General features: G+C 58.4%; 27 protein-coding genes and 3 pseudogenes. 21 read left to right on the top strand and 9 right to left on the bottom strand.

The genetic code is table 11. From position 1 onward, the window contains the following. Window positions 1-173: pseudogene (locus WBR57_RS22725) on the top strand (ribonucleotide-diphosphate reductase subunit beta); the annotation flags it as partial. Window positions 174-515: 342 nt separating this feature from the next. After that, a pseudogene (locus WBR57_RS22720) lies at window positions 516-728 on the top strand (BRO-N domain-containing protein); the annotation flags it as partial. A 39-nt stretch (window positions 729-767) separates the two neighbouring features. Here the strand turns inward: WBR57_RS22720 and WBR57_RS22715 are convergent. The 4 genes from WBR57_RS22715 to WBR57_RS22700 form a co-directional block, all read right to left on the bottom strand. Beyond that, entirely contained in the window at window positions 768-1,121 is a 354-nt protein-coding gene (locus WBR57_RS22715; RefSeq protein WP_424086838.1) for a hypothetical protein, read from the bottom strand. A gap of 274 nt (window positions 1,122-1,395) precedes the next feature. Then, window positions 1,396-1,707, bottom strand: coding sequence for a hypothetical protein (locus WBR57_RS22710; protein WP_424086836.1), 312 nt, complete (start codon window positions 1,705-1,707; stop codon window positions 1,396-1,398). 5 nt (window positions 1,708-1,712) lie between these two features. Beyond that, window positions 1,713-2,426, bottom strand: coding sequence for a DUF4225 domain-containing protein (locus WBR57_RS22705; protein WP_424086835.1), 714 nt, complete (start codon window positions 2,424-2,426; stop codon window positions 1,713-1,715). Continuing rightward, a complete protein-coding gene (locus WBR57_RS22700; RefSeq protein ID WP_424086833.1) occupies window positions 2,423-2,908 on the bottom strand; it encodes an Hcp family type VI secretion system effector in 486 nt (161 codons plus the stop codon). The genes WBR57_RS22705 and WBR57_RS22700 overlap by 4 nt, the downstream gene beginning before the upstream one ends. 385 nt (window positions 2,909-3,293) lie before the next feature. Between WBR57_RS22700 and WBR57_RS22695 the strand changes: the two genes are divergently transcribed. Beyond that, the gene (locus WBR57_RS22695) at window positions 3,294-3,938 is read left to right on the top strand and encodes an HAD-IB family hydrolase (protein ID WP_424086842.1); all 645 of its coding nucleotides are present in this window, start codon (window positions 3,294-3,296) and stop codon (window positions 3,936-3,938) included. A gap of 114 nt (window positions 3,939-4,052) precedes the next feature. Here WBR57_RS22695 and WBR57_RS22690 read toward each other — a convergent pair whose 3' ends face one another. Next, window positions 4,053-5,012 carry a LysR family transcriptional regulator gene (locus tag WBR57_RS22690; RefSeq protein ID WP_424086831.1) on the bottom strand — a complete coding sequence of 320 codons (960 nt, stop codon included), beginning with the start codon at window positions 5,010-5,012 and terminating at the stop codon, window positions 4,053-4,055. A 193-nt stretch (window positions 5,013-5,205) separates the two neighbouring features. Between WBR57_RS22690 and argH the strand changes: the two genes are divergently transcribed. The 7 genes from argH (at window position 5,206) to WBR57_RS22655 (ending at window position 12,053) form a co-directional block, all read left to right on the top strand. Next, on the top strand, window positions 5,206-6,633 hold the full coding sequence (gene argH / locus WBR57_RS22685; RefSeq protein ID WP_424086829.1) for an argininosuccinate lyase: 1,428 nt from the start codon (window positions 5,206-5,208) through the stop codon (window positions 6,631-6,633). 109 nt (window positions 6,634-6,742) lie between these two features. Further along, on the top strand, window positions 6,743-7,621 hold the full coding sequence (locus WBR57_RS22680; RefSeq protein WP_424086827.1) for an amino acid ABC transporter permease: 879 nt from the start codon (window positions 6,743-6,745) through the stop codon (window positions 7,619-7,621). A 24-nt stretch (window positions 7,622-7,645) separates the two neighbouring features. After that, complete coding sequence (locus WBR57_RS22675) at window positions 7,646-8,410, top strand: amino acid ABC transporter ATP-binding protein (protein ID WP_424086825.1); 765 nt, start codon at window positions 7,646-7,648, stop codon at window positions 8,408-8,410. 25 nt (window positions 8,411-8,435) lie between these two features. Beyond that, the gene (locus WBR57_RS22670; RefSeq protein ID WP_424086823.1) at window positions 8,436-9,257 is read left to right on the top strand and encodes an ABC transporter substrate-binding protein; all 822 of its coding nucleotides are present in this window, start codon (window positions 8,436-8,438) and stop codon (window positions 9,255-9,257) included. Between the two features lie 91 nt (window positions 9,258-9,348). Further along, window positions 9,349-10,524 carry an MFS transporter gene (locus WBR57_RS22665; protein WP_424086821.1) on the top strand — a complete coding sequence of 392 codons (1,176 nt, stop codon included), beginning with the start codon at window positions 9,349-9,351 and terminating at the stop codon, window positions 10,522-10,524. Between the two features lie 93 nt (window positions 10,525-10,617). Then, window positions 10,618-11,565: a hypothetical protein gene (locus tag WBR57_RS22660; RefSeq protein WP_424086819.1), complete on the top strand. Its 948-nt coding sequence runs from the start codon at window positions 10,618-10,620 to the stop codon at window positions 11,563-11,565. 107 nt (window positions 11,566-11,672) lie between these two features. Next, a complete protein-coding gene (locus WBR57_RS22655) occupies window positions 11,673-12,053 on the top strand; it encodes a helix-turn-helix domain-containing protein (protein ID WP_424086817.1) in 381 nt (126 codons plus the stop codon). Between the two features lie 9 nt (window positions 12,054-12,062). Here the strand turns inward: WBR57_RS22655 and WBR57_RS22650 are convergent, their stop codons facing one another. Beyond that, entirely contained in the window at window positions 12,063-12,557 is a 495-nt protein-coding gene (locus WBR57_RS22650) for a hypothetical protein (protein WP_424086815.1), read from the bottom strand. A gap of 332 nt (window positions 12,558-12,889) precedes the next feature. After that, a complete protein-coding gene (locus WBR57_RS22645) occupies window positions 12,890-13,948 on the bottom strand; it encodes an MBL fold metallo-hydrolase (protein ID WP_424086813.1) in 1,059 nt (352 codons plus the stop codon). Between the two features lie 123 nt (window positions 13,949-14,071). On the opposite strand from WBR57_RS22645, the gene WBR57_RS22640 reads away from it, so the two are divergent. From WBR57_RS22640 to WBR57_RS22620, 5 genes and pseudogenes are all read left to right on the top strand, one after another. Further along, window positions 14,072-14,698 carry a TetR/AcrR family transcriptional regulator gene (locus WBR57_RS22640; RefSeq protein ID WP_424086811.1) on the top strand — a complete coding sequence of 209 codons (627 nt, stop codon included), beginning with the start codon at window positions 14,072-14,074 and terminating at the stop codon, window positions 14,696-14,698. A gap of 187 nt (window positions 14,699-14,885) precedes the next feature. Then, complete coding sequence (locus WBR57_RS22635; RefSeq protein WP_424086809.1) at window positions 14,886-15,944, top strand: diguanylate cyclase; 1,059 nt, start codon at window positions 14,886-14,888, stop codon at window positions 15,942-15,944. Between the two features lie 264 nt (window positions 15,945-16,208). Next, window positions 16,209-16,979, top strand: a pseudogene (locus WBR57_RS22630) (PAS domain-containing protein); the annotation flags it as partial. Window positions 16,980-17,048: 69 nt separating this feature from the next. Then, a complete protein-coding gene (locus WBR57_RS22625; protein WP_424086840.1) occupies window positions 17,049-17,528 on the top strand; it encodes a methyl-accepting chemotaxis protein in 480 nt (159 codons plus the stop codon). A gap of 76 nt (window positions 17,529-17,604) precedes the next feature. After that, a complete protein-coding gene (locus WBR57_RS22620; protein WP_424086806.1) occupies window positions 17,605-18,123 on the top strand; it encodes a DUF1003 domain-containing protein in 519 nt (172 codons plus the stop codon). On the opposite strand, the gene WBR57_RS22615 is transcribed toward WBR57_RS22620, so the two are convergent. Further along, window positions 18,105-19,004: a LysR family transcriptional regulator gene (locus WBR57_RS22615; RefSeq protein WP_424086804.1), complete on the bottom strand. Its 900-nt coding sequence runs from the start codon at window positions 19,002-19,004 to the stop codon at window positions 18,105-18,107. The two genes, WBR57_RS22620 and WBR57_RS22615, sit on opposite strands and share 19 nt — an antisense overlap. A gap of 80 nt (window positions 19,005-19,084) precedes the next feature. Between WBR57_RS22615 and WBR57_RS22610 the strand changes: the two genes are divergently transcribed. Both WBR57_RS22610 and WBR57_RS22605 read left to right on the top strand, forming a co-directional pair. Further along, window positions 19,085-19,792, top strand: coding sequence for a CTP synthase C-terminal region-related (seleno)protein (locus tag WBR57_RS22610; RefSeq protein WP_424086802.1), 708 nt, complete (start codon window positions 19,085-19,087; stop codon window positions 19,790-19,792). Continuing rightward, window positions 19,789-20,112, top strand: a complete 324-nt coding sequence (locus tag WBR57_RS22605; RefSeq protein WP_424086800.1) for an antibiotic biosynthesis monooxygenase family protein — start codon at window positions 19,789-19,791, stop codon at window positions 20,110-20,112. The genes WBR57_RS22610 and WBR57_RS22605 overlap by 4 nt, the downstream gene beginning before the upstream one ends. Before the next feature lie 72 nt (window positions 20,113-20,184). Here WBR57_RS22605 and WBR57_RS22600 read toward each other — a convergent pair whose 3' ends face one another. Next, window positions 20,185-20,508 (bottom strand): DUF2025 family protein, encoded by a 324-nt coding sequence (locus WBR57_RS22600; protein ID WP_424086798.1) that lies wholly within the window; start codon window positions 20,506-20,508, stop codon window positions 20,185-20,187. Between the two features lie 232 nt (window positions 20,509-20,740). Between WBR57_RS22600 and WBR57_RS22595 the strand changes: the two genes are divergently transcribed. From WBR57_RS22595 to WBR57_RS22580, 4 genes are all read left to right on the top strand, one after another. Further along, window positions 20,741-21,868 carry a glycerophosphodiester phosphodiesterase family protein gene (locus WBR57_RS22595; RefSeq protein WP_424086796.1) on the top strand — a complete coding sequence of 376 codons (1,128 nt, stop codon included), beginning with the start codon at window positions 20,741-20,743 and terminating at the stop codon, window positions 21,866-21,868. 87 nt (window positions 21,869-21,955) lie between these two features. Continuing rightward, complete coding sequence (locus WBR57_RS22590) at window positions 21,956-22,264, top strand: PepSY domain-containing protein (protein ID WP_424086794.1); 309 nt, start codon at window positions 21,956-21,958, stop codon at window positions 22,262-22,264. A gap of 185 nt (window positions 22,265-22,449) precedes the next feature. Beyond that, window positions 22,450-23,622 (top strand): GAF domain-containing sensor histidine kinase, encoded by a 1,173-nt coding sequence (locus WBR57_RS22585; protein WP_424086792.1) that lies wholly within the window; start codon window positions 22,450-22,452, stop codon window positions 23,620-23,622. A 112-nt stretch (window positions 23,623-23,734) separates the two neighbouring features. Beyond that, a partial coding sequence (locus WBR57_RS22580) for a CorA family divalent cation transporter (protein ID WP_424086789.1) occupies window positions 23,735-24,460 on the top strand: 726 nt, incomplete at its 3' end.

Raw genomic sequence — 24,460 nt, 5'->3', positions numbered from 1 at the left:
TCAAGTTCATCGCGAACCGTCGTCTGTCGCAGATTGGGCTGAAGGAAGAGTATCCGGGGACGACTAACCCGTTCCCTTGGATGAGCGAGATTATGGATTTGAAGAAAGAGAAGAATTTCTTTGAGACTCGTGTGATTGAGTATCAGACCGGTGGGGCGTTGAGCTGGGATTGATTACTTAGCCAAGTGAAACTGGAAAGCCCTGACACGTTCAGGGCTTTTTTATGTGCTCAGTGTTCGGAACAAGACTCTTCATACGTGAAGATCATCACCAACGGGCTGATGGGAATTTCAATACTGAATAGCCTCGTCCGCCGGTGCCTAAGAAACTGCCAACGTAGAGGCCAGCCTCACTCACGCAGACAAAAATCCGCTCGACCTAAATTCGTGCGAAATTCATGCTTCATTGAGGCTACGCAAGTTGGAGTTTCTCAAATCCATCCTCTCCATTGGGCTTTGGCCATCCCGAAAACCACGTAGAGCTCATAGGAAACGCCTAGCCAATATCTGCTCGACTTGTCGACTACTAAGAACACAGTCAAACGCGAACCGCCTATCGCTATCGTTTTCACTCGCCATGATCTTCACCCACATGCCCTCCTTTTAGAAAACCAACCGTGGTTCTGCGCTCGTGATCTTGGACGTATGATGAGGTGTTATCTGGATGAACGAACGACTCGTAAGCTCGATGACGATCAGCGACAAAATCTAACGCTGTTGTTCCAAGGTTAACCAGAACAAATGCTGAGCAGCTAGGATTACGACGCATCACCGGATTGGAAGTGCAAATGCGTGAGCCAACATCCCAAAAAACATAACCCATTCAATAGATGGATAACTTACAAGCAGGTCAGGCCTATATCCCAAAAACAAAAATTGATCATACTGGATAACATCCATATAAGAAACCACGAAAAAACCATTAACAAGCAGACAAGCATACAACTTTATATAACCTAGCTTATCTCCAGAAAATCTCATCTTCAGAAAATAAGCAAACACGACACCACCCATCACGAACACCCACATCCAAAAGACGATCATTAATTGATACCCACTCGACCAAAACCAATAGAGGTCACCAATCAAAACCACCACCGAAGCTCTCTTTCGACGGGCCATGCAAAAACATGAATATAACCGCAGAAAAAAGCAATCCATTCGATGAACGGATACTCTAAAATTATGTCCGGCCTATACCCCAACACGGGAAAAACTTGAAGCTTCATAATAAAAAAATAGATCATCGCAAACAAAAAATTAAACACGATGCAAATTATGAACCTTATCCCGAACCATTCCCACAAATGCGCTCCGGAGAAGCGTATTCTCAGAGTGAAAGCACAAAGCAATCCCCATAATGCAAACAATGGAAACGTCATAACAAACCACCCGGTCAATTCAAGTCTCCATTTTTACGCGAAAACCACCACTTGACCTTTCTCCCCACCGGAATAGCCATCGCATGGGCAAAAATACAGAAAAACGTAAACCAACCTACAAAAATACAATCATAGAAAATATCTGGACGATAACCCAACAACCAAAACTCGTCATACTTAATCATTTTTATATACATAGCAATGAACACTGAATTTATAAAAACCCCAACATAAATCTTTACCTCACTAATATTAACACCCGATAGCTTGGCCTTCAGATAAAAAGCAAAACAGACACCGAGAACTTCCAAGATAAAAATGAGCAAACACATTACTCTCTCGCATCATTGAGCAATTGATCCACAGTCAGCACACCGGCCCCTATCTCAGCAGCTCTTGAGCCAGGTCCCATTTTTTGATACCCCCTGATGTAGTCAGAACGGATATATCTAAATAAGCGCCAAGAGTCAGGTTTCAACACTAGCCTCATGGCACCGTAGCCAGACATTGCCAGATCTACGACTCCATAACCCTTATCCCCAAGTGCTTCATTTCCTCCGAACTCTACAGCTGCCTTTTGATAAAGCTTCCTTACCGGGCCCTTTGTATTTGAATGCTCCTCCCATAAGTTATGACCATTCTCATACATATTATTGGCCCCATGCGCCATAATCGGGATGCCCGCCAGCACGCAAAGCGTTCCGACTGAGGCATAGCAAATCCCTGCACCTGTCGCAAATTGAAGCGCCCCCGCGATAACGCCGACACCTTTCCTTGCCACCTCCAAAGACTGATTCATCAAGTCTTTTTGTTCGTTCTTTATTTCCAGCAAGCCTTGATCAACACTCTTCTTGCCTTCCTCGACCTCCCTAACAATACTCCGAGCGTAATAAGCCACTTCCCGATTGAACTGCAACCGAACAATTCCATTTTTAATATGGCGAGCACTTATCGTACATGCTTGATTAGTCAAGTACGCACCCGCCTGACTAACCATCCAGATATCGTGAAACGTCGGATTATGTTTTTTCTTTTCAACAGTCACCGACCCGCCTCCCAAGTGCTGAAACCACTTGTTCCGGCTTGATGGTGGGTCCAGATAATTTCCCGATATTGAAGCGCAACATACTCTTGTGCCTCGGCATCAATATGCAGAACTGAATGTGGCACGTCGACAGTGAGGTCGGTAATGATGCAGCCTCGAATATCGACGCTGTAGTATTTTTCGTGCCAACCCGTTTGGGCGATACGGTAAAAATTGATGACACAATTGAGCTCTTCCCTATTGGAAAGCGCTACCGCCAGTAAAGGAGATGATTTGTCGATGTTTTTGGTGATAGCAATCGGGCCATGACTCGACGCCCTGACGTTGCCCCTGTTTGCCATATTGTGGTGGAAGGACAGGACCATTATCTCGTCGCGGTGCCCGTCCTGGCACTTGTTGCCTATAGAGTCCTGAGTCGAACAGCTCGCAGAGATCAGGCCCTGGGATTTGCCGCTGATAGTCATGTATCCATGATTTGCCATAAGGTTAACGCCTTGTAGTTTTTGGCATTTACCATACGAGAAACAGCAAATAGGAAATATCGGAAGTTTCCCTTTAAACGGTATGAGTTTTACGTAGGAAAACTAACCTTCAATAGGACAGTTGAGCCTCTGGGTATGCGGTACGAACCACGTCCTTTACGTATGAATGGACCTGCTGGTGCACTCGGAAATACCAACCTCTAGCTCCGAGGTAGTAAACTCCATCGGCTACGAACGCGTAGACTGCCGCGCACGTAAAAAACTGCGCTCAGGGCATGCCCCATCTACATCAAGCCGGGCATCCACCTGAACCCGATAGGCTAACGCCAGTCAGAACGCTATGAACCCGCTCCACCAAGATCAAGGACACCCCGTGAACCCAGACATGCTCGAAGCCGGCCCTGCAGGCGCCAAAGTACTTTCCGTCTTTGACTTCGACGGCACCTTGACCCATCACGACAGTTTCGTGCCATTCCTCAAGTTTGCCTTTGGCACCGGCGAGTTTTATGGCCGGATGGTCAAGCTGGCGGTGCCTGGGCTGCGGTTTTTGCTGCGGCAGATCAGTCGGGATGAGTTGAAGGCGCAGTTGATTCGCACCTTTATGACGGGGGTGGAGAAGGCGTGGGTGCAGCAGAAGGCCGAGGAGTATTGCCAGCGTAATTGGGCGCGGTTGATGCGCCCGGCTGGGGTGCTTTCAGTGGAGCAGGAGTTGGGCTCGGGGGCGGTGGTCACGCTGTGTTCGGCGTCGCCGGCGTTGGTGTTGCAGCCGTTTGCGAATCGGCTGGGGATCAAGTTGATTGGCACTGAGCTTGAGGTGGTCGACGGGGTGTTGACGGGCAAGCTCACGGGGAATAATTGCCGCTGTGAGAACAAGGTGCTGCGCCTTGAGGCGGTGTATGGGGATTTAGGCGAGTATCGGCTGCGGGCTTGGGGCGATACGCGTGGGGATCGGGAGTTGTTGGCGGCGGCGCAGGATGCGCATTTTCGGCATTTTCATGTGAAGAAAAAGCGGGCTCGGTTGCAGCGGTGATGCGGGTGGGTGGGGTCGGCAGGTGGACCGAGACGATCCCATCGCAGCCTCGCTGGGGCTCGACAGCTCCCACATTTGGGCTTTGTCGGCTCATTGATGAGTGTTCGGCGCGGTTTATGTTGCGACTTTCAGGTCTACGCCCAGGGCTGTGGCGAAGGCTTTTACCATCGGACTGCGTGGGGCGTTGTGGCGCAGGATCAGGTTGAAGGCGGTGCTCAGGAGGACTTGCTCCGGGCACAGTGCGCGCAGGCGCCCTTCCCTTACCAGGGGCGCGGCGTAGTGTTCCGGCAGGAAGCCTAAGAAGCGGCCGGTGAGGATCAGGATGGCAACGGCTTCAACCTGTGAGGCTGAGGCAGATTGGCTGTCGTAGTTGACGAAGTTGGCCTTGTCGCGATGGATCGCATACCGATGGTTGACCACTTCGTATTGGCGCAGCACGTCGGGCGTGATGTCGCTCGCGTTGAACAGCGGATGTCCTACGGCGCAATAGGCGTGGGCTTTTTCTTCGTACAACGCAAAGTAGTCGAATTCTTCGCGACGCTGGTACACCGGGACGATGCCGACGATCAGCCGCCCTTCCACCACGCCGCGCTCAACTTCGTCCAATTGCGACGCATGTAAGCGCAATCTAATCTTTGGCGATTCGCTGTGTAATTTACCCAACGCGGTAATCAGCGGCGAATTAACGTCGGAGACGGTGTTATCAATAACCCCCACACTAAGGTCGCCGATGAGTTCGTTTTGCGCCGAACTAAGCTTGTCGCGAAAACTGTCTACCGAGGTAAATAACTCGATGGACGCTTGATACACCAACTTGCCTTCTTCGGTCAGGCCGAAGCCTTCCCTGCCCCGAGTACACAGGCGCATGCCGATGCGAATTTCGAGGTCGGAGATCTGTTTGCTGATGGCCGCCAGGCCCACGTTCAGCTCGTTTTGCGCGGCGCTGAAACCTCCTGCTTCGACCACAGCCATGAACACGCGCAGCAATTTGAAGTCCAGCCCGCTGAGTTGCAGGGGCGGTCGTGTGCCGGGTTTTGGCGGTATGTTTCCAGAAGTGGAAAGTGGGGTTTCCATAATACGCGTTGACCTCTAGTGCCATATTCAACAGGCTTTGACCCAGTCCTTGAACATAGCCAGGCGGCGATAATGAACATAAACAACCGCCCTTGGCAACCTTGAATACGGCGCGTCAGACGCTGGTTCAGCCTAGTTGAAAACCTCTTTTTACTGCCTCCGACTCTTCTAAAAACAAGCGTGAGGAATACCCATGTCTCAGCCCACCGACCGCCTTTGGGGCGCTCGATTCAAGACCGGCCCGTCTGCTGCATTAGCCGCGTTGTCGCGTTGCCCTGAGCGCTATTTCCGCCTGACGCCCTACGACCTGGCCGGCTCCCGTGCCCATGCCCATGAGCTACAGCGCGCCGGTTTGTTGGATGAGTCGGAAACCCTGCGCACCGTCGAGGCCCTGGACCGTATTGGTGAAGACTTCGCCGCCGGCCGCCTGCATCCAACCCTGGATGACGAGGACGTGCACACCTTTATCGAACGCGTATTGACCGAGCGCCTGGGCGCCTTGGGCGGCAAGCTGCGCGCCGGGCGTTCGCGCAATGATCAGACCGCGAATGACCTGCGCCTTTTCCTACGCGACCACGCGCGCACCATCACCACCGAAGTGTTGGGTTTGCAGCAGGCATTGGTCGAGCAGGCCGAGCAGCATGTGGAAAGCATCTGCCCGGGGTTTACGCACTTGCAGCAGGCGCAACCGATTGTGTTCGCCCACCACTTGTTGGCTCACGCGCAATCGATGTTGCGCGATGTGCAGCGCCTGGTGGATTGGGATGCGCGCACGGCGTTGTCGCCACTCGGCGCTGCGGCGATGGCCGGCTCGGCGATTGCGCGCCAACCGGAGCATTCGGCCAAGGAAATGGGCTACACCGGGCCGTGCGAAAACTCCATCGACGCCGTCGCCAGCCGTGACCATGTGGCGGAGTTCCTGTTTGTGGCGGGCATGCTCGGGGTGAATATTTCGCGGCTGTCGGAAGAGTTTTGCCTATGGTCTTCGCGCCAGTTTCGCTGGGTGGTGCTGGACGATGCCTACGCCACCGGCAGCTCGATCATGCCGCAGAAAAAGAACCCGGACATTGCCGAACTGGCGCGGGGCAAGGCTGGACGTTTGATTGGCAACTTGACCGGGTTGATGTCGACGCTCAAATCACTGCCGCTGTCGTACAACCGCGACTTGAGTGAAGACAAACACAGCGTGTTGGACAGCGTCGACACCTTGCTGCTGGTGCTGCCGGCGATGGCCGGCATGGTCGCGACCATGACGGTTCAAGTGCAAGAGCTGCGGCGTCAGGCGCCGATGGGCTTCACCCTGGCGACTGAAGTGGCGGATTGGTTGGCCACGCGGGGTGTGCCGTTCAAGGAAGCGCATGAGATTACCGGCGCCCTGGTGCAAGCCTGTGAGAAGCATGAGATTGAGTTGTGGGAAGCCTCGCCGGCGATGTTGGCGCAGGTGGATGCTCGGCTGCGGCCCGAGGTGCGGGACTGCCTGACCCTGGAGGCGGCGATTGCGGCGCGCAGTGGTTGGGGTGGGACGGCGCCGGAGCGGGTTCGAGAGCAGATTGGGCGGTTGAAGACAGCCTTGGCTGAGCAGCAGAAATGGGCTGAGCGTTATCAAGGATTCAGGATTTAAATCTGCGGTGTGAGGGCTGGCGTCTTCGCAGGCAAGCCAGCTCCCACATTTGATCGGGTTTCAACAGTTGGACCGAGTACAGCGGTAGTCGCTTTTTTGGAGAATCACCATGAACCAAACCCCGGCGGAGCGCTTGGAAGCCGAGCGCAAGTTGTCCGAGAACCAGTTCGATATCACACAGTACGAGCACGTGCCGCGCCGCTATTACGGGCGGATGTTTTTTGCCACGTTGATCGTGATCGCCCTGGCCGCGTTGTTGCGCGCCTTTGCCAATGGCCAGATTGAATGGTCCTACATCGGCCAGTTCCTCACGTCTGAGGCCATCCTGTGGGGCCTGGTGAACACCATTGTCATGTCGATCCTGGCGATGGCGCTGGGCGTGGTGATCGGCGTGATCACGGCGATCATGCGCATGTCGGCCAACCCGATCCTGCGCTATGTGGCCATCACCTACACCTGGCTGTTTCGCGGCACGCCGCTGATTTTGCAACTGTTGCTGTGGTTCAACCTGGCGCTGATTTTCCCGGTGATCGCGATTCCCGGCGTGTTCAGCATCGACACCGTCGACCTGATGACGCCGTTCGTGGCCGCCCTGCTCGGCCTGAGTATCAACCAGGGCGCCTACACCGCCGAAGTGGTGCGCGCCGGGCTGCTGTCGGTGGACACCGGCCAATACGAAGCGGCCAAGTCGATCGGCATGCCGAGCCTGCAGGCGCTGCGTAGGGTCATTCTGCCGCAGGCGATGCGCGTGATCATTCCGCCTGTAGGCAACGAGTTCATCAGCATGGTGAAAATGACCAGCCTGGCCAGCGTGATCCAGTACTCGGAGCTGCTGCACAACGCGCAAAACATCTACTACGCCAACGCCCGGGTCATGGAGCTGCTGATTGTCGCCGGCATCTGGTACCTGGCGGTGGGGACTGTTCTTTCATTCGGCCAAAGCCGCCTCGAGCGTCGTTTTGCCCGCGGCGCCGGCAAGCGTTCGTAAGTTTGGGTTGAGGAGATTTGCCCCATGAGAAGCATCGTCAAGGCCGTCAACCTGAACAAGTATTACGACGAGTATCACGCGCTGCGCGACATCAATATCGAGGTCAAGCAAGGCGAAGTCATGTGCATCATCGGCCCGTCCGGGTCGGGTAAAAGCACGCTGCTGCGCTGCGTCAACCAGCTGGAAAAAATCGACAAGGGCGGCCTGTGGGTCGACGGCGAACTGGTGGGTTACCGCGTCGTCGGCAACAAGCTGCACGAGATGAATGAAGCGCAGATCGCCCGCCAGCGTTTGGCCACCGGCATGGTATTCCAACGCTTCAATTTGTTCCCGCACATGACGGTGTTGCAGAACATCATCGAAGGCCCGGTGCAGGTGCTCAAGCGCTCGCCCAAGGAAGCCATCGAAGATGCGCTGGAACTGCTGGCCCGCGTCGGCTTGGCGGACAAGCGCAATGCCTACCCGGTGGAATTGTCCGGCGGGCAGCAACAGCGTGTGGCGATTGCCCGGGCGTTGGCCATGCGCCCCAAGCTGATGCTGTTTGACGAACCCACGTCAGCCCTCGACCCGGAGCTGGTAGGAGAAGTGCTGTCGGTGATGCGCGATTTGGCCACCACCGGCATGACCATGATCGTGGTCACCCATGAGTTGGGCTTCGCCCGCGAAGTGTCCAACCGCATGGTGTTTATGGATGCCGGCCAGATTGTGGAAGCCGGCAGCCCTGAAGAAATTCTAATAAGCCCACAAAACCCGCGCACCCAAAGCTTTATTTCTGCCGTTCGCACTTAACTAAAAAACTAACGAGAACGCCCCCATGAAAAAATTGTTTATCCCAACGTTGCTCGCAGGCCTGATGGCCTCCTCGTGTGTATTCGCGGCATTGCCGGCGGCAATCAAGGACAAGGGTGAGATCAGCGCGGCCATCGTGCCGAACTACCCGCCCATGGATTTCAAGGACACCGCCACCAACACACTCACGGGCCTGGACTTCGACCTCGGCAACGCCCTGGCCGAGCGCCTGGGTGTGAAGATCAAGTGGCAGGAAACCGGCTTCGAGCAGATGCTCAGCGGCCTGACCACCAAGCGTGTCGACATTGTGCTGTCGGGCATGAGCGACACCGCCGAACGCCAGAAGGCCGTGACCTTTGTCGACTACTTCACCAGCGGCCCGCAGCTGTACACCTTGGCCAAGCGTGAAGACCTCAAGGAATTGACTGACCTGTGCGGTAAAAAAGTCGGCACCAGCCGCCGTACCACCTGGCCGTCGGAAATCGCCGCGTGGAGCAAGGAAAACTGCGAAGCAGCAGGTAAGCCGGCGATCGTGGTGATCGGTACGGAAGGCTCGGCGGACGCACGAGCTCAGTTGCAGCAGAACCGCCTGGATGCGGCGATGCAGGGCAGCGAGACAATTCCTTACCTGATGTCGCTGGACAAGGGTAAGTACAAGCCGGTGGGCCTGGCGCTTTCCAAGCAGTTCACGGGTCTGGGGATTGAGAAGAGCAACACGGAGCTGGTCACGGCGATCAGTGAGGCGTTGCAAGGCATGATTGATGATGGGACGTACGGCAAGATCCTGAAGAAGTGGGATCTGGAGCAAGGGGCGGTCGAGAAGATCACCATCAATGCCGGCCAGTAACAACACGGTCTGAAAATATGGGAGGGGGCAAGCCCCCTCCCACATTTGATCGGTGTTGTCATCAAGCACTAAATAGGACGCTCGCCCCACCGTGGCCACCTACTCCCTGGTAATCCGCCGCCTGATGATCTGCTCGGTGACCATCGTGGTCAGCCGCGCCATGACCAGCCCCTTGCTGGCCTTGCTGTTGAGTACCCGCCTGGGCCTCAACCAGCAGGATATCGGGCTGCTGATGGGCATTGCCGTCTTTATCGCCACGTTGCTCGGCCTGTACGGTGGCTACATCATCGACCGCCTGGAGAAGCGCAAACTGCTGATCCTGGCCATGCTCTCCAGCTCCATCGGTTTTCTGTTGCTGACCTTTGCCAGCAACCTTTACCTCACCACCCTGACCCTGGTGATCACCGAAGCCGCTTCGGCGCTTTTCCTGATTGGCTCCAAGGCCATCATCAGCGAGAACCTGCCAGTAGGCGATCGCGCCAAGGTGTTTTCCCTGCGCTACACCCTGACCAACGTCGGCTACGCCACCGGCCCGATGGTGGGCGTGGTGATTGCCGGGCACCTGCCGTTGGCGCCATTCCTGATCGCCAGCGCCATCGCGTTTGGCAGCGTGTTCCTGATGATCGGCATCCCGCCGACCCAACGCGACGACAGCAACAAACCCTTGAGTTTCCTCAGCACCCTGCGCACGTTGCGCAGTGATCGCACGCTGATCCTGTTCACCAGCGGCAGCCTGCTGAGCACCATTGTCCACGGGCGCTACACCCTTTATCTGTCGCAATTTCTGCTGGTGGCCTACAAGCCCGCCGAAGCGCTGAAGATTTTGTCTGCGGTGCTGGCCTGCAACGCGATCACGGTGATTCTGATGCAGTACCAGATCGGCCGTTTTCTCAAGCGTGAACAATTGCGCCACTGGATCGTGCTGGGGACCGTGCTGTTTATTGCCGGGCTGATCGGCTTCAGTCAGGCGGACAGCCTGGCCACCTGGTGCCTGGCAATGTTCGTGTTCACCCTGGGTGAGATGATCATCTACCCTTCGGAATTCCTGTTTATCGACACCATCGCCCCCGACGCACTGCGCGGCAGCTATTACGGCGCGCAGAATCTGGCGGCGTTTGGCGGCGCCATGAGCCCGGTGATTTGCGGTTATCTGCTGATCAACGCGGCGCCGACCAGCATGTTCTATGCGCTCGGCGCATTGACCGCCGTGGGCGGCACCTTGTGTTTCTTGAGTGGACGGCGCGTAGCCAGCATGCCTCCTATCTGAATGAGGGAGCGGGCTTGCTCCGCCATTTTTTGATCTCCGTAACGGCGAAGTTTTGCGTACTATCCAGCCATTCATCTCACGGACCCGAGCCCCATGAAATTCGACACGGCCTACAGCCTGAGTCTCGATGACAAGCTGTCGATCTACGACGTACGGGACCTGAATTTCGACGAAACCAGCCCTTTCGACTCCGACAAGGACAGCTTCCTGTGCCCCAACGATGAATGCCGCGTGGCATTCGATACGGGCAATGCGCTGAGTACGTTCAACGCAAAGAACGTCAACTATCAGCGCACACCACACTTCAAGAACAAGACCAGTACCCGGCATATCGATGGTTGCCGCTATGCCAGCACGCACAAGACCGGAACCGGTGAAAGTGATGACGAGCGCGAGGAAAATTTCCCATCGGAATTGGTACTGACGCGCCGTCAGTACCCACGCCAGACGCCAGCGGCAGGCAACCAGAAAAGCGTCCTACAAGACCCTACTAAAGTGCCCTCAGTCCGTACCGGCTCATCCCACAGCACAAGTGACACAACCCCGGACAAAACCAGCGTGTTCGCCCACCCGGTGGAATGCTATGTGTCGAATATCGACGACAAGGACAAGCTCAAGGCAATGCCGCTGAAGATCGGCGAGCACACCGCGACCTACTGGAGCTTTTTCAAGAAAATCGAGTACCTGCAAGACAACAAGGGCCTGATCTACTGGGGCAAGATCAAGGCAATCAAGGACTACACCAGCAGCTTTCGCATCGACTTCGAAAAGAAAGTGTGGCTCGACAAAAAGCCCTATTCGGTCAATGTCTACCTGAGCAAAAAACTCATTGAGAACTACCGCAAGCGCCAGGCGTTCCTGGAGCAGATCAAGGCGGCGGTGGACAGTGAACGGTCGTTGTATTGCTTCTTCTACGGCGTAACCCCGGCGTTGCAACAGGTGCCGAGCAAGAAGAACCCCGAGCAGACATTCGGGGTGTTCAGCGCGAACATAGAAAACCTCGATCACCTGATTATTCGCGAGGCGCCGGGGGTTGAATGAGGGCGAGCTGAAACGCTATCGAAAAAATCCAGTTGATGAGCGGTACAAACAACTGTACAAAAACACAGTATAGTTTGCCTTCCCCCGTCGAACCCTGGAGAAACCCCATGTCCTCCCTGGCAATGAGCTCTTTCGTAGATCAGCAGATCGTCCTGCACCAATTCACCGCCAAACACAGCGTACAGGCCCGCGCAATGCTGGGCTGGAGCCGCGAAGAGCTGGCCCGCCTGGCCGGCGTGACGGCGGATGCGGTTCAACAATTCGAAAGCCAAGGCGACGTGGGTGATGAAACCCGCCTGGCATTGGCGTTTCGGCTGGAAGCTGAAGGGCTGGTGTTCTTCCCGGGGTTTGCGCCGGGCTGGGGCATGAGTGTGCGCCGGTTTGACAACCACCCAAGTGAACCCGCCGCGCAAAGCATCATGTCTCGGCTGATGGGCTCCACTTCAGTATCACTTGATTCACCGACGCCTCAACCAAATGGTGCGTAGCGTGTGGGGCTACTTGCCGTTGCGGGCATTGCGATACTCCCGAACCAGCGTTGTCAGCGAGTCCTTGGACCAGCGTGCGCCGTAGAACAACAGCGTTGCGCCGTCTTCCAATGGCTCGCTCAAGACGGGATAGCCGCTCCAGCACGCCGCATGAAACGCAGCGGTGCGGCTGTCGGACACCAAGGCGTCCAGGCGATATCCGCTCATATGCTCATCAATTTCATTGCGCGTACGCAGGTTGAATTGCACGGTTTCATCGACTCGCTGTGCTGGCACGGGCACCAATTGTGCGCCGGCCCGGCGCAAGATGCCCAGCGCGCCCAGGAAGGCTCTGCTGTACTCGATCGGCAACTTACGGTTGCCCTGCACAAAGTGCTCGGCAAACCCTATACGCCTGCCGGCCAACACCTTGTCTGGCATGAAAGTCGTGTTGTTCTGCACCAGCGGCACCTCCACCATCACCTCACCCGTAGGGTCGATGCCACTCAAGGCAATCAATGACAATGAAGGATCACGCTGGGGTTTCAGAGGCAGAGCCGGGGCGTCATACCCAGGAATCGGGGCGCCGACTTTGAGGGGCGTATCAGAGCGGGGATTAACACCAAACTCGATACCGCGAGGGCTGTCCTCAAGAACGCGCGCAAGAGCTGCCGTCTCCAGGGGCTCGGGCACCGAGGGCCTCACCGAGAAGGGTAAAACCCCGTGCCAGATCTTGTTAATTTTTTCGTCCATAAGACCCCCTCAAACATAACGTTTCGAGGATCATCGCACCCTTGACTGGCGCTTGTCGCAGCTCGGAAACAGCTTGAAACTTCCTTTTTCCAATAGCGCGGTGATCAGCTGGCAAGGTGCTCTTGCGCGCCGTGATTCTCCACCTCGAGCCACCATGGGTAGCCACGTTCCGGCTGGTTCAAGCTGAAGGCTTGCCCCATCGGCGGCGTGGTAATCGACACGTTGCGCTCCCAGGCCAGGGCCATAATGCGGTCAAAGGGCTCGTGCCAGGCATGGAACGCAAGATCGAACGTGCCATTGTGAATCGGCAGCAGCCAGCGGCCTTTGAGGTCGATATGCGCCTGCAGGGTTTGTTCGGGTTGCATGTGCACATGCGGCCAGTCGACGTTGTAGGCGCCGGTCTCCATCAACGTCAGATCGAACGGCCCGTATTGTTCGCCGATGCGTTTGAAACCGTCGAAGTAGCCGGTATCGCCACTGAAAAAGATCCGCCGTGCGCCGTCGATCATCACCCAGGAACACCACAGGGTCTGGTTGGCATCAAACAGGCCACGCCCGGAAAAGTGCTGCGCTGGCGTGGCGACAAAACGCATGCCGTCCACCTCGGTGCCTTGCCACCAATCCAGCTGCCGGACTTTGTCGGCAGCCACGCCCCACTTGATCAAAAGGTCGCCCACGCCCAGCGGCGCAAGAAAATAGCGGGTCTTGTCGGCCAATTGGACGACAGCCTTATGGTCAAGATGGTCGTAGTGGTTGTGGGAAAGAATCACCGCCTCCAGCGGCGGCAGCTCTTCGAGGCTGATGGGCGGCTGGTGGAACCGCTTGGGGCCAGCCCAACTGAACGGCGAGGCGCGCTCGGCAAACACCGGGTCGGTGACCCAGAACTTGCCGCGCATTTTCAGCAGTACGGTGGAATGCCCCAGGCGGAACACACTGTGATCGGGAGCGGCCAGAAGCTGCTCACGGGTCAAGGGTTGCACCGGGATATTCCCCACCGGGCGCGTGCTGCGCGGCTTGTTGAAAGCCATGTTCCAGAAAATACGCAAGGTCTTGCCAAAGCCGCCATGCTGCACCGGGGCGTCGTTGCTAAAGTGCCCCTGGTCCTGCTCGGCAGGCTTGAGCGCCGCAGGCGCAGGCTTGAGACGGGATGAAATCGTGGCCATTACCGGGTAACTCCTACGGTCCGCTCATAAGTTACACTGCACAGTGTAGTTTCTAGATTGCAACAAAATCCTGAACAAGTAAACTGCCGAGTGTAATTTTCCCTGAAGAGCCGAGCGCCATCCATGACTGCCCCTCAACGCCTCACCGACCGCAAACGCGAAGCCATCGTGGCCGCGGCTATCGCCGAGTTTCGGGCTAACGGGTTCGAGGTCACCAGCATGGATAAGATCGCCGCCACGGCCGGCGTGTCCAAACGCACGGTATACAATCACTTCCCCAGCAAAGAAGAGCTGTTTTCCGAGATTCTCCACCAGCTCTGGGCCAGCAGCGTCGCTCAACTCGACGTCAGCTATGCCAGTGACCGCCCGCTGCGCGAACAGTTGCGCGGGCTGCTCGAGGCAAAGATGAAGATGATGGCGGACGCCAACTTCCTCGATCTGGCCCGGGTTGCCATCGCCGCGACGATTCACTCACCGGAACGCGCGCAAGACATGGTCAACCGTCTGAGCAAGCGCGAAGAAGGTTTCACCCAATGGGTGCGCGCCGCCCAGGAAGACGGCCGCCTCTCGTGCACCGACCCGGCATTTGCCGCCCACCAGATACAAAGCCTGCTCAAGGCGTTTGCGTTCTGGCCGCAAATTACTCTGGGCCAACCTCCCCTGGACGCCACCAGCCAGGCCGGCGTAATCGAGTCGGCCATCGACCTGTTCCTGGCCGGCTATGAAGTCACCTCGCCTCACCTGCTGTAAGCACTGTTGTATAAGCGACATTCCAGGTCGTTTTTGACGCTTTTGCCCTCTGTTCTGCGCAAATGGCCTGGAAGGCCACTGATTATTCCCACGCGAATAACTGACAATATTCACCGGTATTATCCGATCGACGGCTAATCCTGCGAACGCGTGCCGTCGTATCTGCAAAAGAGCTGACCCGGGAATTATGGAAAACAGACAAGGCAAAGGGCTTTCGTTTGCCAGGCGTATCTACAGGCCAAGAATCATTGGCGCGGCCATGTGCTGTATCAGCGTGATTGCGGCCCTGTACCCGCTGGCAATGCCTGGCTGGATCTGGGCGTTGCTGCTGATCAATGGTTTTGTCTGGCCGCACCTGGCGTATCAGCTGGCAACCCGCGCCAAATTCCCCTACAACGCCGAGCGGCGCAACCTGGTGTTTGACGCCTTGTTCAGCGGGTTCTGGGCTGCCACGCTGCAGTTCACGCCCTTGACCACCGTGACCCTGCTGTCGATGGTCGCCATGAACAACGTCGCCGCCGGCGGCAAGCACCTGCTGATACAGGGCGCGCTGGCCCAAGTTATCGGCATGGCCCTGGCCGGCTCGCTGTTTGGGCTGCATTTCAACCCCAGCGTCAGCCTGGTCCAGGTTTACGCTTGCCTGCCCATGCTGACCCTGTACCCGATGGCCATCGGCATGGTCTGCTATCAGTTGGCGATCAAGCTGTCGGAGCACAAACGCGCCCTCAGCGCCCTGAGCCGCATCGACAGCCTCACCGGCCTGCTCAACCACGGCTCCTGGAAAGACCTGCTGCACCTCAAGTTCCACAAGTGCCAGCAGCAAAAAAGCCACGCCACCATCGCGCTGATCGATATCGATCACTTCAAGCAGATCAACGATACCCACGGCCATATCGTCGGGGACGCAGTACTGCGGCAACTGAGCCTGGAGCTGCGGCGCAACCTGCGGGAAAACGACCTGGCCGGACGCTACGGTGGCGATGAGTTCTGTGTGATTCTTCCGCAAATGCCCCTGGAACAGGCCGCGCAGATCATGGAGCGCATGCGCGAAATCTTCAGCAATTACCGCCACCCGCAAATCCCGGAACTGCACGTCAGCCTGAGCATTGGCCTGGCGGATTTCCAACCGTACTTCACGGATGCAACCATGTGGTTGAATGCAGCGGACCGCGCGCTGTACGCCGCCAAAGACAAAGGGCGCAACCGGGTCAATATCAGCGACGACGTCATCGCCCATTCCGCCTGAAGTTGTCAGACGACACCTCGTCTGAATCTCCTGCGTGCCAGCGCAGACGACACCATAATGCCACTATCCATCAGCTACCCAAAAAAGGTCCTCCCCACGGGACGAACTTCTTGTCAGGCTGATAACTCTTAACCCGTTGTTCCACCCCCGCTGTCAGCACAAGGAGGCTGACAATGAGCACGTCAACCGTAGGGCAAATACCTTACGGGGGCAGGCGCATACCCATGGATACTCCCCGACGCTTGCCAGCCCGAGCACCCGAACATGCTTTTCAACACCCACAAGAAAACCATCAGTACCCTGCAACACACCGTGAACCAACAGGCCTGCCTGCTGGACGCCATCGAGCGTGCCATGGCGGTGATCGAATTCGACCTGCACGGCAACGTGCTGCGCGCCAATGACAACTTCCTCCAGACCCTGGGCTACCGCGCCGAACAGATCGTGGGCCAGCCCCATCGGATGTTCTGCACGCCCGCCTTTGCCCGCAGCGCCGAGTACGGCCAATGGTGGTCACGCCTGCGCAGCGGTCAGCTCCAGTCCGGGACCTTTGAACGCGTGGCCGCTGATGGTCAGTCGGTGTGGCTGGAAGCCAGCTACAACCCGGTGCGCGATGACGCCGGCCAGGTGATCAAAGTGGTGAAGTACGCCATGGACGTCACGCCGCGCCTGCAGGCAGAAAGTGAAGCCAACGCCAAGCTGGAAGCGATCGGCCGGGCGATGGCGGTGATCGAGTTCAACCTCGACGGCACTATCATCACCGCCAACACGAACTTTCTGCAGCGCATGGGTTACAGCCTGGCGCAGATTCAGGGCAAGCATCACCGCCTGTTCTGCACGCCCGAGATGGCCCGCAGCTCGGCCTACAGCGATTTCTGGCAGCGCCTGAACGCGGGTGAACTGTTCAGCGGCCAGTTCGAACGCGTGGATAAAAATGGCCAGACCGTGTGGCTGGAAGCCAACTACAACCCGGTGTACGACGCCAGCGGGCGCCTGTGCAGAATCGTCAAGTTCGCGTCGTGCATAACCGCGCGCGTGCAACAACATGCTGCGGATGCACAGAGTGCCGCCCAAGCCTATCACCTGTCTTTGCACACCCAGGACATGGCCGAAAAAGGCGCCGAAGTGATTCAGAAAACTGCCAGTGGCATGCGTGAAATTTCCGCAGATATCGACGAGTCCTCGCAACTCATCGCCAAACTGGGCGACCGCTCGCAGCAGATCACCGCCATCGTCAACACCATTCGTGGCATCGCGGACCAGACCAACCTGCTGGCACTCAACGCCGCCATCGAGGCGGCGCGCGCGGGTGAGCAAGGCCGAGGCTTTGCCGTGGTGGCGGATGAAGTGCGGCAATTGGCGGCACGCACCAGCGGCTCCACCACGGAAATTTCCAGCATGATCGCGATGATTCAGGCTGAAACCCGCCAAGCCATCGACAGCATGGACGCCACCCGCGACCGCGCCGCCCAAGGTGTGGAGTTGGCCAACCAGGCCGGCACGGTAATCGTGCAAATCCGCGAAGGCACCAGCGAGGCGGTGCAGGCGGTGAGTGCGTTTGCCAACGAGCGCGGCGGCAACTGACCCGATCTTCATGTGGCTGGCAGAGGGCTCGGTCTATAGTGCTTCACTGTCTCTATGCAAAAAAACCGAGCCCGCCATGACCCCAGACAAGCCCGAAGCCGCCCCCGTCGACCACCTGCGTTTCCATCGACGCCACGCCCACTTGGCGCCAACCTTCGGCAACGACACGTTTGCGCTCAAGGCCGAGGCGTTTGCGCGCTTCTTCGGGACGCCGACCTTTCTCGGCGCGCAAACCGCGATCGTGATTTTGTGGGTGGTGCTGAACATCACCGGCATCACCCACTTCGATGTGTACCCGTTCATCCTGCTCAACCTGGCGTTCAGCCTGCAATCGGCCTACGCGGCGCCGCTGATCCTGCTGGCCCAGACACGCCAGGCGGCGCGCGACAAAGCCCAGTCGGACGCCGATGCGCAGCACCGTGAAGCGCTGGCCGTGGCCAATTCCGAGCGCCAGGCCCAGGCCGCGCAAACCACCAAACAATTGCTGGAACTGCTGGAGCAGAACACCCGGTTGACGGAAATGACCAAACAGCTGACAGAACACATCGAAACCCTGACCTGCGAAATGCACGAGCACTACGTACGAAAAACCTGACGACGCGGCAACTGCACATGCTTGCCCAACTCATCAAACAGCGTCACCACCGAGCGCAATGCCCGGCAATCGGGGCGCGTGAGCAACCACAGCGCCGTGTCGTGCCCAGCCAACGCAGGGCCCAGCGGTTGCAGCGCGTGATCCAACAGGAAATCCGGCAGCGCCGCCACCCCCAACCCTGCCCGCACCAACTCGGTCACTGACAACATGCTGTTGCAGCGATAGCTGGGACGCACGCCGGGCAGGTGCGCGCGGCGCCAGGCAACGGTGGGGTGGTCGGGCAAAAAGTCATCCGGCGCGATCCAGGCCAGGTCGGCCAGCGCGCGGCCCTCGTGCTGGCGCGCATACGCGGGGTTGGCGCACACCTGATACGCCACCGCGCCCAGGCAACGTCCGACCAGATGTTCCGGGGGTGTGCGGGTCAGGCGCAGGGCGATGTCTGCATCGCGGCGGCTGAGGTTGGCGAAATCATTCGACGTGCTCAGCTCCAGGGTCAGCGCCGGATAGTCCGGCATGAAGTGCGCCAGGGCCGGCAGCAACAGCCCTTGCAGCACCGAATCGGTACAGGTGAGGCGCACCGTGCCACTGATCACCTCACCACCCTGCTCCACGCCCACCCGCGCGGCCTCCAGCGCTTGCTCGGCCTGTTCGGCCTGCTGCGCCAGGGTGCTGGCCAGGCTGGTGGGCAGGTAACCGGCGCGGCTTTTTTCAAACAGCGTCTGGCCCAGCGCGGCTTCCAGGCGACGAACCGCGCGAAACACCGTGGACACATCCACCCGTAACAGCGCGGCGGCCCGCGCCAGGCTGCCGCCGCGCACCAGGGCAAGGATCAGCGACAGGTCGGCGTAGTCAATTTGATAGTGCGTGGCTGCATTGAGCATATGGGGAAACGCCAATATTGATTGCGTGCACGCCAATCTATAGTGCGCCCCAGGACACAACAAGCCATGGGATGTCATTGATGAAAGCCACCACCCTGCACCTCGCCCTGATCGGCGATTACAACCCCGATGTCATCGCGCATCGGGCTATCCCGATTGCGCTGCAACAGGCCGCCGACCGCCTCGGCCTGAAGGTGGATATGCAATGGCTCGACACCGACACCCTCACGCCCACCACAGACCTGCAGGGCTTCGACGGCTTCTGGTGCGTCCCCGCCAGCCCCTACCGCGACACTGATGGCGCCCTGCGCGCCATCCGTTTTGCTCGCGAGCAACGGCGACCTTTCCTCGGCACCTGTGGAGGTTTCCAGTACGCACTCCTGGAACATGCACGCACTGTGCTGGGCTGGGCCGATGCCGAACATGGCGAGCTGAAACCCGATGCTCAACGCGCAGTGATTGCGCCACTGAGCTGCGCGCTGGTCGAGGCGACCGCCAGTGTGCACCTGGCGCCCTACACGCGCATCGCCGAGGCCTACGGCAAACTGCAAATCGAGGAAGGCTACCGCTGCCGCTACGGGGTGAATCCCGAATTCGCTGGGGCCTTGCTTGACGGCAACCTGATCCCCAGCGCCCATGATGCGGCGGGGGACCTGCGTGCGGTGGAACTGCTGGACCATCCATTTTTCGTCGCCACCCTGTTCCAGCCCGAACGCGCCGCTCTCAAGGGCATCACCCCACCCTTGGCGATTGCCCTGCTCAAGGCTTGCCAGGAGGTATCGGCATGATCGCGAATACACCCGTCCCGCCTTACTACGCGGTGATTTTCAGCTCGTTGCGCACCGAGGGTGATCAAGGCTACGGCCAGGCCGCCAGCCGCATGCTCGAATTGGCGCGTGAGCAACCGGGATTTCTAGGGGTGGAATCAGCGCGGGAAGACGGCCTGGGGATTACCGTATCGTACTGGAGCAGCGAGGCTGCGATCCTGGCGTGGAAACAACAGGCCGAGCACACTGCAGTGCGTGAGCAAGGGCGCGCCACCTGGTACTCGGCGTTTCAGACGCGGGTGTGCAAGGTGGAGCGGGCGTATAGCTTCGAAGGCCAGTAAAAAACGCCGGTAAGCGGGCTTGTTGTGGCAAGCCCGCTTACCACAGGGAACGCGCCCGCCTCGAAAGCTCAGCTAACTCACCAAACTACGCAAGGCACTGATCTGCGGGATCTCCACCCGCCGCATGTACACCCGCAGCGGTTCGGTGATGTTGAGGCGGTCGTCGATGTTCTGGTCGAGCAGCAACTGGATACGTTCGCGCGACAGGGTCATGGTTTGTTCGGGGGCCGGCAGCCAGACGAATTCGGCGGTAGGGATGATGCCGTCGTCGGCCACGTCCATGCCGAAGGCGTCTTCGCTGAAACGTACGATGTACTGGCCGGTCTTGCGGTTCAGGCCGACAAAACCGTGGAGTCTGTCGGCAGCCTGGCAGATAAGTTCGGACGTGATGCGCATGGTAAACCTCACTGAAAAGTCCCACAGGGACTGGAAAGATGGTTTACACGCGTGGCAGAAATTACTGTCCTCTGATGGGGCAGCTTCGGGCAAGGGTACTGCAATGCTGCCAAAAAAAACCAAGAAAATTGCTGCGTTCGCACGTTAATGTCGGTTTGGTGATAGCGCCTTTCGCAATCAGTTGTTAAAAAGGAGGCCTTCTCAAAGCTACCTCCACGAAAGGACTTCGCATATGCCTGTCACGTTTTCCAAGAGCGCGCTGCTGCTCGCCCTGGCGCTCGGCCTCGGCCAGGCACAGGCCGCCGATCCAATCAGCCCGGCTGAATTGGCGACAAACGAAGGCATTCCCCACCCTGCCGTGATCGCTCACCGTGGCGCTTCCTACGATGCGCCCGAATCCACCGCCGCCGCCTACAAAGTCGCACGCGACCTGGGCGCCGATTACCTGGAACTGGACTTGCAGCGCAGCAAGGACGGCGTCCTGTTCGCCCTGCATGACAACAACCTGCAGCGCACTACCGACGTCGCCACCAAGTTCCCCGAGCGCAAGGACGCTCCGGCCAACGAGTTCACCTGGAAAGAACTGCAAACCCTCGACGCCGGCAGTTGGTTCAACGCCGCCTACCCGGACCGCGCGCGCCCAGGTTTTGTCGGCCTGAAAATCCAGAGCCTGGACGACATCATCAAGATTGCCGAAGGCAACCCGCAGCACAAACCCGGCCTGTACATCGAGACCAAAGAACCCAAGCAATTCCCCGGCATCGAAGCCGACCTGAAGAACAAGCTGCTGGACAAGGGCTGGTTGAGCTCCGCAGGCTCCAAGCTGGGCAAGAGCAACACCGGCGTGGGTCAGGGCAAGGGCCGCGTGGTCCTGCAAACCTTTGAGACGGCCAGCCTGAAAGAGCTGCAGAAGGAAATGCCGAACACGCCGAAGATCCTGCTGTTGTGGGTTGGCCCGGGCAGCATCGAACCTAAATCCACGCAGACTTTCGCCGAATCCGGTGAAGCGACCAAGGCCGCCTACTACGCCAAGCAAGCGCCGAAAGACGCCGCTGAATTCGAAAAATGGGTGGACGAAGCCAAGCGCCTCGGCGCCATCGGCACTGGCCCGTCGGCTGAGCTGACCGACCACGGCGACCAGAGCTACACCGACCTGGTGAAGCCTGAAATGAACAAGCTGACCCACGACAAAGGCCTGTTGGTACACGTCTACACCGTGGACGAGCCGGTAGACTTCGAGAAAGTGATGAAAGCCGGCGTCGACGGCATCTTCACTAACCGCGCTGCCGAGTTGCTGAAGTTCTACAAGCGCTGGCCGTCGTCCAGCGTGCAGGACTTGCTCAACGACTATAAGTATTGAGTGAGTCAGTGTGCCATTAAGGATGAGTTAAGTTGCGCTGGTTAATCTGGCGCCACTTAAACAGCTCACCCAAGAAGGACACACACCATGAAAACCTTGACCGCACTGTTCGCCGCTACCGCCCTGACCCTGACCGCCGGCCTGGCCCAGGCTGATGTCCGCCCGGATCAGATCGAAGGCCTGCTCAAATCCGGCGCCGTCATGCCTTTCGAGAAGCTCAACGCCGCCGCGGTGGCCAAACATGCCGGCGCAACCATCAACGACACCGAGCTGGACCACAACCACAGTGGCGTGCTGGTGTACGAAGTGGACCTGACCGACACCGCCGGCAAGAAGTTTGAAGTGAAGCTCGATGCCAAAACCGGCGCCGTGCTGGAAGACAAACTCGATACTTGAGTCAACGCCAAAAAAACCGCGCCACTTGATAAGAGTGGCGCGGTTTTTTATGCGCGTGCACTAACTGAGCGTAGGAAAACTTACTATTTCACGAATGAAATTACCCCTACAACGCGCAAGGCCGCTAAAATCCCTGCCATTGGCCGGAGCATATCGCTCAGCACCTTCCGGATCGAGATTGCTGCATGGGCGAGAAAGCCGACGACATCGCTACCATAGGCCGAATCAGTGCCGTCCCCGCCATGCTTCAAGTCATCAGCGACATGACCGGCCTGCGCTTTGCCGCCGTCGCGCGGGTAACCGATGACACCTGGACCGCCTGCGCCGTGCTCGACCAGTTGGACTTCGGCCTGGGCGTCGGCGGCGAGCTGGACCTGACCACCACCATTTGCCACGAAATCCGCGGCTCCCACGTTTCCGTGGTGATCGACAAAGCCAGCGAAGACCCTGTCTACAACTGCCACCACACGCCGCGCCTGTACCACTTCGAGAGTTATATCTCGGTGCCGGTGTTTCGTACGGACGGGCGTTTTTTCGGCACTATCTGCGCCCTCGACCCCAACCCGGCACAACTGCGCAGCAGTACCATCCAGTCGACCATGGAGTCGTTCGCCCGGGTGCTGTCGTTGCAGATCGAGGCTGAAGAAGCCGCGCAGAACACCCAGGCGCAACTGCAGGAAGAACGCGGCACCGCCGAACTGCGTGAGCAATTTATCGCGGTGCTTGGCCACGACCTGCGCAACCCGCTGTTCGCCATCAACTTCGCTGCCGAACGGCTCTTGCGCAAGCACGCGGACCCGGCCACCGACACGCTGCTGCGGCACATCCTCGCCAGCGGCCGCCGCGCCGCGCAGTTGGTCGAAGACGTGCTGGACTTCGCCCGCGGGCGCATGGGCAACGGTATCCCGCTGAACATCAGTGATTGCCGGGGTTTGCAGGAGGCGCTACAGCATGCGGTCTCGGAAGTGCAAAGCGTGCACCCACGGCGGGTTATCCAGGCGGATATCGGTGACCTGCAAGGGTTAAAAGGCGACCGTGAGCGCCTGGCGCAACTGCTCTCCAACCTGGTGGCGAATGCCATACACCATGGCCGCGATGATGGGCCGGTGGAGGTCCGCGCGCAGATCGAACACGGGCATTTCACCCTCAGCGTGAAAAACCCCGGGCAGATCAACGCGCAAGCCTTGCCGCGCCTGTTCGAGCCCTACTCACGCCCGGCCACGGATACTCCCCAGGCCGGCCTGGGCCTGGGGTTGTATATCGTCAAGCAAATTGCCGAGGCCCATGGCGGCGAACTGAACGTGTCGACCAGCGACGAACACGGCACCGTGTTCTCGTTCAGCCTGCCCACCGGCTGATCAGGCGCCCGACGTCCCTGCCAGAACCGTCACAAAACTGTCAAATTTACTTGCAATGATCGCTCACGCGAACCTGTGAAACGTCCTACAGGCGCTTTCTCTGCGAGCCTCCATGAACCACAGCATCGATCACAGCCACCAGGACCCCGACCTGTTTGGCTTGCTCTACGGTTTTCGTTTTCGCCCAGGTGAAAAGGCCGAGCAGATTGACTCGGCCACCGCCCTGCTGGCCTTGCAGCAACCGGCCGACCCGGAAGAATTTCTCTGGCTGCACTTGAACCTGGCCCACGCCGCGTGCGAGCGCTGGATGCTCGCGCATCTGGACCTGCCCGAAGAGTTCTTCGAGGCCTTGCACGAAGGTTCGCGCTCCACGCGCATCGAACACGTCGACTCGGCCTTGCTGGCGGTGGTCAACGACGTGGTGTTCAACTTCAGCAGCATGGTCTCGTCGGATATTTCCACGCTGTGGGTGTGCGCCCGCAGCCGGTTGTTGATCAGCGCGCGCCTGCAACCCTTGCACTCGGTGGATAAATTGCGCTCGTCGGTAAAGGCCGGCGAACGCTTTCGTTCGCCGCTGGAATTGCTGGTGCACCTGCTGCGCGACCAGGGCGAAGTGCTGACCCAGATCGTGCGCAAAACCAGCATCAGCGTCGACCATATCGAAGACCAGCTGCTGTCCTCGCGCCTGTCCACCAACCGCGCCGAACTGGGTGCGGCGCGCCGGGTGCTGGTGCGTCTGCAACGGCTGCTGGCGCTGGAGCCGGGTTCGCTGCTGCGCCTGCTCAACCGCCCGCCGCAATGGCTGCAAAAGGAAGATGTGAAGGAGTTGCGCAAATCC

The organism is Pseudomonas sp., from assembly GCF_049590575.1.
Lineage (GTDB): Bacteria > Pseudomonadota > Gammaproteobacteria > Pseudomonadales > Pseudomonadaceae > Aquipseudomonas.
The sequence above is the reverse complement of the archived record's forward strand: the minus strand, read 5'-3'. Positions and strand labels throughout refer to the sequence as shown.

What these genes read in the sequence shown, in the direction of transcription:
- WBR57_RS22595 (WP_424086796.1), top strand. Translation starts at nt 20,741, where the DNA reads ATGCCTGTCACGTTTTCCAAGAGCGCGCTGCTGCTCGCCCTGGCGCTC.
- WBR57_RS22640 (WP_424086811.1), top strand. Translation starts at nt 14,072, where the DNA reads ATGACTGCCCCTCAACGCCTCACCGACCGCAAACGCGAAGCCATCGTG.
- WBR57_RS22605 (WP_424086800.1), top strand. Translation starts at nt 19,789, where the DNA reads ATGATCGCGAATACACCCGTCCCGCCTTACTACGCGGTGATTTTCAGC.
- argH (WP_424086829.1), top strand. Translation starts at nt 5,206, where the DNA reads ATGTCTCAGCCCACCGACCGCCTTTGGGGCGCTCGATTCAAGACCGGC.
- WBR57_RS22660 (WP_424086819.1), top strand. Translation starts at nt 10,618, where the DNA reads ATGAAATTCGACACGGCCTACAGCCTGAGTCTCGATGACAAGCTGTCG.
- WBR57_RS22690 (WP_424086831.1), bottom strand. Translation starts at nt 5,012, where the DNA reads ATGGAAACCCCACTTTCCACTTCTGGAAACATACCGCCAAAACCCGGC.
- WBR57_RS22635 (WP_424086809.1), top strand. Translation starts at nt 14,886, where the DNA reads ATGGAAAACAGACAAGGCAAAGGGCTTTCGTTTGCCAGGCGTATCTAC.
- WBR57_RS22645 (WP_424086813.1), bottom strand. Translation starts at nt 13,948, where the DNA reads ATGGCCACGATTTCATCCCGTCTCAAGCCTGCGCCTGCGGCGCTCAAG.
- WBR57_RS22670 (WP_424086823.1), top strand. Translation starts at nt 8,436, where the DNA reads ATGAAAAAATTGTTTATCCCAACGTTGCTCGCAGGCCTGATGGCCTCC.
- WBR57_RS22610 (WP_424086802.1), top strand. Translation starts at nt 19,085, where the DNA reads ATGAAAGCCACCACCCTGCACCTCGCCCTGATCGGCGATTACAACCCC.
- WBR57_RS22695 (WP_424086842.1), top strand. Translation starts at nt 3,294, where the DNA reads ATGCTCGAAGCCGGCCCTGCAGGCGCCAAAGTACTTTCCGTCTTTGAC.
- WBR57_RS22585 (WP_424086792.1), top strand. Translation starts at nt 22,450, where the DNA reads ATGGGCGAGAAAGCCGACGACATCGCTACCATAGGCCGAATCAGTGCC.
- WBR57_RS22600 (WP_424086798.1), bottom strand. Translation starts at nt 20,508, where the DNA reads ATGCGCATCACGTCCGAACTTATCTGCCAGGCTGCCGACAGACTCCAC.
- WBR57_RS22590 (WP_424086794.1), top strand. Translation starts at nt 21,956, where the DNA reads ATGAAAACCTTGACCGCACTGTTCGCCGCTACCGCCCTGACCCTGACC.
- WBR57_RS22680 (WP_424086827.1), top strand. Translation starts at nt 6,743, where the DNA reads ATGAACCAAACCCCGGCGGAGCGCTTGGAAGCCGAGCGCAAGTTGTCC.
- WBR57_RS22655 (WP_424086817.1), top strand. Translation starts at nt 11,673, where the DNA reads ATGTCCTCCCTGGCAATGAGCTCTTTCGTAGATCAGCAGATCGTCCTG.
- WBR57_RS22615 (WP_424086804.1), bottom strand. Translation starts at nt 19,004, where the DNA reads ATGCTCAATGCAGCCACGCACTATCAAATTGACTACGCCGACCTGTCG.
- WBR57_RS22625 (WP_424086840.1), top strand. Translation starts at nt 17,049, where the DNA reads ATGGCCGAAAAAGGCGCCGAAGTGATTCAGAAAACTGCCAGTGGCATG.
- WBR57_RS22675 (WP_424086825.1), top strand. Translation starts at nt 7,646, where the DNA reads ATGAGAAGCATCGTCAAGGCCGTCAACCTGAACAAGTATTACGACGAG.
- WBR57_RS22700 (WP_424086833.1), bottom strand. Translation starts at nt 2,908, where the DNA reads ATGGCAAATCATGGATACATGACTATCAGCGGCAAATCCCAGGGCCTG.
- WBR57_RS22715 (WP_424086838.1), bottom strand. Translation starts at nt 1,121, where the DNA reads ATGGCCCGTCGAAAGAGAGCTTCGGTGGTGGTTTTGATTGGTGACCTC.
- WBR57_RS22620 (WP_424086806.1), top strand. Translation starts at nt 17,605, where the DNA reads ATGACCCCAGACAAGCCCGAAGCCGCCCCCGTCGACCACCTGCGTTTC.